Source organism: Micromonospora sp. URMC 106 (assembly GCF_051386395.1).
Classification (GTDB): Bacteria; Actinomycetota; Actinomycetes; order Mycobacteriales; family Micromonosporaceae; genus Micromonospora.
Genome location: NZ_JBPQTP010000023.1, coordinates 63,021 through 69,639, shown reverse-complemented (window position 1 = coordinate 69,639; position 6,619 = coordinate 63,021). Strand labels below are relative to the sequence as shown.

At 68.7% G+C, this 6,619-nt stretch carries 8 protein-coding genes; 4 read left to right on the top strand and 4 right to left on the bottom strand.

All coding sequences use genetic code 11. From position 1 onward, the window contains the following. Positions 1 to 433: 433 nt before the first annotated feature. The 4 genes from ACSNOB_RS10890 to ACSNOB_RS10875 all read right to left on the bottom strand — a co-directional run bounded on the left by ACSNOB_RS10890 (position 434) and on the right by ACSNOB_RS10875 (position 3,134). Complete coding sequence (locus ACSNOB_RS10890; protein WP_436686510.1) at positions 434 to 886, bottom strand: VOC family protein; 453 nt, start codon at positions 884 to 886, stop codon at positions 434 to 436. A 95-nt stretch (positions 887 to 981) separates the two neighbouring features. Next, entirely contained in the window at positions 982 to 1,908 is a 927-nt protein-coding gene (locus ACSNOB_RS10885; RefSeq protein WP_436686508.1) for a LysR family transcriptional regulator, read from the bottom strand. A gap of 290 nt (positions 1,909 to 2,198) precedes the next feature. After that, positions 2,199 to 2,696: a nuclear transport factor 2 family protein gene (locus tag ACSNOB_RS10880; protein ID WP_436686506.1), complete on the bottom strand. Its 498-nt coding sequence runs from the start codon at positions 2,694 to 2,696 to the stop codon at positions 2,199 to 2,201. A 9-nt stretch (positions 2,697 to 2,705) separates the two neighbouring features. Beyond that, entirely contained in the window at positions 2,706 to 3,134 is a 429-nt protein-coding gene (locus ACSNOB_RS10875) for a nuclear transport factor 2 family protein (RefSeq protein WP_436686504.1), read from the bottom strand. 175 nt (positions 3,135 to 3,309) lie between these two features. Between ACSNOB_RS10875 and ACSNOB_RS10870 the strand changes: the two genes are divergently transcribed. From ACSNOB_RS10870 to ACSNOB_RS10855, 4 genes are all read left to right on the top strand, one after another. Further along, positions 3,310 to 4,236, top strand: coding sequence for a LysR family transcriptional regulator (locus ACSNOB_RS10870; RefSeq protein WP_436686502.1), 927 nt, complete (start codon positions 3,310 to 3,312; stop codon positions 4,234 to 4,236). Between the two features lie 49 nt (positions 4,237 to 4,285). Beyond that, positions 4,286 to 4,693 carry a TetR/AcrR family transcriptional regulator C-terminal domain-containing protein gene (locus ACSNOB_RS10865; protein ID WP_436686500.1) on the top strand — a complete coding sequence of 136 codons (408 nt, stop codon included), beginning with the start codon at positions 4,286 to 4,288 and terminating at the stop codon, positions 4,691 to 4,693. A gap of 100 nt (positions 4,694 to 4,793) precedes the next feature. Then, a complete protein-coding gene (locus ACSNOB_RS10860; protein WP_436686498.1) occupies positions 4,794 to 5,399 on the top strand; it encodes a class I SAM-dependent methyltransferase in 606 nt (201 codons plus the stop codon). A 428-nt stretch (positions 5,400 to 5,827) separates the two neighbouring features. Beyond that, complete coding sequence (locus ACSNOB_RS10855) at positions 5,828 to 6,616, top strand: AraC family transcriptional regulator (RefSeq protein ID WP_436686496.1); 789 nt, start codon at positions 5,828 to 5,830, stop codon at positions 6,614 to 6,616. Positions 6,617 to 6,619: the final 3 nt, after the last annotated feature.

The window sequence follows — 6,619 nt, the reverse complement described above, 5'->3', positions numbered from 1 at the left end:
TCGGAAGAGTCGATGGACCACGCGAAGCAGGCGATCCGCCTCGACGAGTGAGGCATCCGCCAGCCGGCGGTGGACACGACGGGTTTGCGAAGTCCAGCAGAGGGTGTCCCTCGACTTCCGACCACGACGATGCCGCACGCTGACTTCCGCGCGACCCTGTATCGCGACGGGGAGCTAGTCGGCGAAGGCGCCCCGCCAGGCTGCACCGGCTGGGTGCTGGACCGCCACGGTCCGCACCCAGCCGGCCCCTGGGTCGGCCCCGCTGCGTGCCCCTGCCACCGGCGCCGCCGGCACCACGGCGACCGAGACGATCGTTCGCGCCTACGGGTTGGTCGTCGGTAGCGGCGACGGCGTGTGGCACCGCAGATCTACGGGTCGTAGGCACGAAACGACTCGGGGTCGAAGGATGGGCATGTCCGGGTCTATGACGTGCTCACAGGTTCGCGACCGACGCGCTGTGCTTGAGTTCGTCTGGGGTCATGTCCTGCACTCGGCTGGCGAAGAACCAAGAATGGCCGAACGGGTCCTCCAGCTCGACCATCAGGTCGCCGTGGAACTGCATCTCCACTGGCCGGACGACGCGCGCTCCGGCGGCCACCGCCTGCTCGGTGATGGCGTTGACGTCCGAAACGTAGATCAACAGGTTGATCGGCGTGCCGCCGATCGTCTTCGGGCTGCGGAACTGGTACTCGGGATATTCGTCGCGAATCATGAAGACCGCGCTGCCGATTCGGAGTTCCGCGTGCGCGATTTTGCCGCCCTGCCGAGGAATTTCGACAACGAGTTCCGCATTGAACGCCTTCTGGTAGAAGGCGATGGCCGCCTTGGCATCGTGTACGTTGAGGTAGGGAACGCCACCCTTGTATTCTGCGGGGATGGGGTTCATCTGATTCACCTCCGCCTCTTCGAGTTGTTCGTTGCTGACACTTCCATCGTCAGCGGCCAAGGCGCCGACAACAACGACGAAATCCTTAACTATCGCTAATCTGAGGGTTCATGATCATGGGACCGTGTCACGTCGTCCTCGTTCTGTCGGAGGCCGCGGACGAGCGTGATGAAGGAGCGCATCCGGCTGCTCTGGGCGCCGCCCGGCCAGACGGGTCCGTACTCGATCGGCGGCAGGTCCTCGATCGGCACGTAGGTGATGTCTGCTCGGGCGTGAAACCGCACCGCCTGGCTGCCCACTACGGCCACGCCCTGGCCAGCGCTGACCAGTGTGAGGAGTTCCTGGCGCGAGGTCAGCGTCGGGACACGCGCAATGGGACGCCCGCTGGGTGCCTGCGCCGGGACGAGGGTGTCCAGCAGGTAGCCGGGAGCGTCAGCGGGGACCAGGACAGGACTCTGGGTGAGGTCTTCCACGGTGACGCTCGCGCGGCGGGCAATGGGGTGACGACTGGGGACGGCCAGCATCCGCTGGTCGCGCAGCAGAGGGGCGCCGTACGACAGGTCGGGTTCCCGTACGGGAAGCTCCGTGATCTGCAGGTCAAGCTCGCCGGCGCGCAGTGCGCTGAACGCGTCGGACAGGTGTATCTCACGGATGCGGACCGCGCAGTCCGGATGGCGGGTGCGGAACTTCTCGGCGGCCGCCATGATGATCTCGCCCACCAGAGGGCTGGAGAAGCCGATCCGCAGCTCTCCCGAGAAGCCTCGTCCGGCAGCCATGGCTCTGTCGATGCCCTGTTGGATGCGCTCGTAGCCGGCTTTCACATCATCACGAAGTGCCGCTCCGACCGGAGTCAGGGCCACGTGCCGGCTGTTGCGCCGAAACAACGCTACGCCGAAGCGGCGCTCCAGCCGTTTGATGGTCTGACTCACCCGGGCACCACTGACCCCGAGCCGTTCGGCCGTGCGCCCGAAGTGCAGCTCTTCGGCCAGGGTCAGGAAGATCTCGATGTCCCGACGTTCCATAATCAAAAGTTACTGATCATTCGTTCGTCGATGCTGCGAGCCCCTGGAACGGCGGCCACTGCAGCTCGCAACCATATGACCAGCACGTGAGCCGGCGGGCTGCGGCGGCGACCACCCGTGCCGTCCTTTCCGTGTCGCAGGGCCTGTCGGCGCTGGTCCCGGAGTGGCCACAGCCACACCGGGACTCCTCGTTCTCGCCGGCGACGTGGCGCAGCCTCGCGGCGACCCGAGGGATGCCTGACGGATCCTCCCGTTCGACCATCGGGCTGCGTACGGCAGAAGGGGTGGCTTCAGCGGCGGTACCGCGCCACCAGGTCGACGATGAGGCCGTCGCGCAGCGTGTACTGGTACCGGATCTCCTCGACGAGGCTGCCCGCGCGGAAGGTCAGGTCCGCCGTGACACCGTCGCCAGTCGCTGTCAGCGACAGGATGTCGTAATGGCCGCGCTGACCGATCGGATCGCGGGCGGCCCAGTCGCGTGCCGCCGCCCGCCCCTCGTAGATCGCGCCGGCGATGTCGAAGCGGACGTTCGGGTGCAGTGCGGCGGTCCAGGCGTCGATCTTGCCACGGTTCGCCGCCTCGAGATGGCGTCGCACCAGGTCGACAGCCGGTGTCCCAGCGTTCGGTCCGTCGCCCGTCGTCTGGGTCGGCGACGGAGATGGCGCGGCACGCTCGTCACGGCTGTTCGCCGTGCACGCGGTGAACACGGTGAGCATTGCGAGCAGCGCGACGAGGGCTCCCGCGCGCGGAAGGCTCCACGCTCGGCCTGCCTGCATCTTGGTGCCCATGCCGGCGTGTCAGCCCAGCCGCGCGGGGATCGGCGCGAGGGCGTAGTTGTTCCAGACGAAGGTGTCCATCTGGTGCTGGTCACCGGAGAGGTTGACGACCCGGTCGACCTTGCCGTCGGCGTCGAAGTGCCACACCAGGGCCCACAGCGTGTCGACCTTGCCCACGCCTTCCGTGGTCCAGCCGCGGTGCACGTCCACCACGTACTCCTCGTTGGCCTCGAGGAACAACGGTTCGGCCTGGAAACCGGACTTGGCCAGCTGGGTGAAGAACGCGACGACCTCCTCCACGCCGTGCTTGACTCCCGAAAGGGGGTGGTGGCCCGGAATCGTCCACTGCACGTCCTCGCGCAGGACCTGCGCGATGCCGTCCAGGTCGTTCGCCGCGTACGCGGTGAAGAAGCGCTCGATGGCCTCGATCTTCGGGTCTGTCACGTTCATCGACGCTCCACGATCATGAGAAACCGGTGTGTACGCCACGTCGGCGGGAACCGAACGGCGGCCACCCTCGACCCTCTCGCGCCGCGCCCGCCGTGATCAACGCAAGATTGAGGAATGGTCGTTTAGGCAGAGTCAACGACGGGAGCGCCACGTGCTGGAACGACAGGAGATCGAGGTGCTGCTGGTGCTCGCCGACGAACTGCACTTCGGTCGTACGGCCAAGCGCCTGCGGCTCACGACCGGACGTGTCAGCCAGACGATCAAGAAGTTGGAGCGCACGGTCGGCGTGCCGCTGTTCGAACGCACCAGCCGGCACGTCCGGCTGACGCCGCTCGGCAGGCAGTTGATCGACCAACTGCGGCCGCACGTCAACGGCATTCAGGACGCGGTCCAGCGGGCGATCGACGCCGGCCGTGGGGTCGGCGGCGTCCTGCGGGTCGGCTTCGTCGGCGCGATCGCCGGCCAACTCCTGCTCCGAGCGGTCGGCGCGTTCGGCAGTCGCCACCCCGACTGCGTGGTGCACATCCTGGAGACGCAGTGGAACGACGCCGTCGCGCGGCTGGTCGATGGCGATGTCGACATCCTGTTCGCGGACATCCTGGCCGCCGGCCATCCTGGTCTCACCGCCGGTCCCGTGCTGCTCTCCGAACCCCGAATGCTGGCGGTGTCCGTCGATCACGCCTTGGCCGGGATGGAGTCGGTGTCGGTCGCGGTGCTCGCCGAGCATCCCTTGATCCAAGGACCGGCCGACGCGCCGTCGCAGTACCAGGCCGATCGGTTCCCACGCCGCACGCCGGACGACAGGCCCGTCCGGCAGGGCCCTCGGGCAGGAAGCTTCGGCGAAGCGCTCACCCTCGTCGCGGCCGGCAGGGGCGTCCTCCCGGTTGGCGAGCACGCCGCCCGGTTCTATCCGCGGCCCGACACCGCCTACGTGCCCGTGCACGACGCCCCGCCCATCCGCTGGGGGCCCATCTGGCGCACCACCAACGCCGGTGAACGCGTACGTGCGTTCGTCCAAGCGGCGGAGCAGCCCGCCTTGGACCGCCCGGCGCTCACCCCAGCGGACTCCGACGCGCCCCGGCTGGCTGTCACGGGCGGGTAGAGCGCGGTATGCGGTGAGGCCAGCAGCACCGATCGAGGCAGCAACGGTAATGGATTTCCGGGACCACTTCTCGCTGGTCCGGCACATCCATGGGGAGGCCGGGCACGTCCCGGCCGAGGTCCTGGACGCCTGGCAGGAGGCCGGACCCCGCCAGGTCGCCCGTGAGTTGACCGCGGTCATGGCCACGCTGGCCGACCACGGCCTGCTCGATGTTCACGACGATCGAGCCCAGGCCGTTTCTCACTTCATGGCCCTAATCTCGACGGATATGGCGCACCGGTCCTACTGGGCGTCATCCCGCTGCCACGGGAGGAGACCAATCGAATTACGGCGGTGGGTGTTTGGGCCTGCGGGGCGTACGGCGCTGCGCGCTGACGCCCGCATCCCATGCGGGCAGCCAACGCGAGGACAGCGCACCCCCAGCTCGACGTCGAGGTGCGCGGGGTGCAGGCAGTAGCGGTTGTCGGTATGGTCGAGGACGGTCAGACCACACGCCGCGCGTATGGCCGTGCGGAGGTCGCTGAGGGTGGTGTAGAGGCGGTCGCTACGGTGACGGCATGGGAAAGCCGACCCGTTGGGTGACCGAGAACGGTCCTGGGTACTCGCAGTGGTACATCGACCGGTTCCGTCGGCTGGCCGCCGAGGGGGCGGACCTGGCCGGCGAGGCCCGGCTGCTGGACGTCCTGGTCCCGCCGGGATCCCGGATCCTCGACGCGGGCAGCGGCACCGGTCGGGTGGGCGCGGCGCTGGCCGCCCGGGGGCACACGGTCGTCGGTGTGGACGCCGACCCGGCGCTGGTCGACGCCGCCCGCGTCGACCACCCGGGTCCGCGCTGGCTCGTGGGCGACCTGGCCGAGCTGGACCTGGCGGCCGCCGGGGAGCCGGAGCCGTTCGACGGGGCCGTCATCGCCGGCAACGTGCTGGTGTTCGTCGCCCCCGGCACCGAGCGGGACGTGCTCCGCCGGGTCACCGCCCACCTGCGCCCGGGCGGCGTGGTGGCGGTGGGCTTCGGCACCGACCGCGGCTACCCGCTGACCGACTTCGACGCCGATGCCGTCGCCGCCGGGCTGCGGCTGGAGCACCGCTTCGCCACCTGGGACCTGCGCCCCTGGCGCGACGACGCCGACTTCGCCGTCACCGTGCTGCGCCGCCCTTCGGACTGAAGCCGCGCCCCTCCCGGCAAGACGAGGCGGTGGTTCCAATGAGGGCTTCTGACGTGGCTATATTCAGGGTGGCGAGTCTGGGATCGGACCGGTATTGGTAGGCGGTGCGGCCTACACCTCATAGCCGCGCTGTCGCGCGGAGACGACTTGCATAGGTGGTGGGTGGAGCGGGTCTGTTCGGGATTGCCCACCCCGGCCAGGCACTGCCGGCCCTTCCTCAGTGCGGCACCGAGCCAGATTCCGTTACAGTCCTGTCCGCCTGCCGGGAATCGGGTGACCCTAGCCGGTCGACGCCGAGCGGCGCGGCACCTGGGTTTGCTACCGCGCCCCGGCCAGGGGTCCTGCGCCAACTGGCGGCGCTACTCGCCGTCGAGCCGGTTCCCGCGCGGCGCTGCTGTGATCAGGCTCTCCGCACGGACGGAGTCACGATGCTCGACGTGGTCGAAACTCTGACACTGGCCCTCGATGGGCACCGCTTCCCTCGGCATGCCCACGAGCATTGGTCGATCGCGGTCATCGACCGCGGCGGTGGATCGTTCCGCTGTTCCGGCGCTGGCCATCGGTTCACGTCCGGCAGCGTGACCGTCCTGCATCCGTCGGAGGCCCATGACGGCGCCGCCGGCCCGGCCGGGATCCGCTACCGAAGCTTTACGGTGCCGGAGGCGATGATCAAGGACATGCTGGGGGCCAGTGGAACGCCCTCGTTCGGCAACCGAGTGCTCCAAGACGACACGGCCTACACCCGCCTCAGCCGGGCCCATTGCGCTCTGAACGGCAACCACCCCGACCCCTGGGTGGACGAAATCATCGTCGACGCACTCGACCATCTGTTCGGAGCGCATGCCAGCGGCGGTCGCGGTCAAGCCTCAAACGGCCACCCGTCGGTCGTGGCCGCAGTCGGCCGGTACGTGGACGAGCGCCTCGACTCGCCCATAACGCTTGCGGATCTGGCGGCGCACCTGGAACTCAGCCCCGCCATGCTGCTTCGGCGCTTTCGGGCCGAGGCTGGCATGGCGCCGTACGAGTACGTGGTGTCGCGGCGGGTGGACGTCGCACGGGGTTTGCTCGCCTGCGGCGTCCCGATAGCTGACGTGGCCGTGCGCGTCGGATTCGCCGACCAGAGTCACCTCACACGGCACTTCAAGCGGGTCGTCGGGGTCACACCTGGCTACTATCTGCGGCACCCCGCCGTGTCGAGATCGTTCAAGACAGGCTGACTC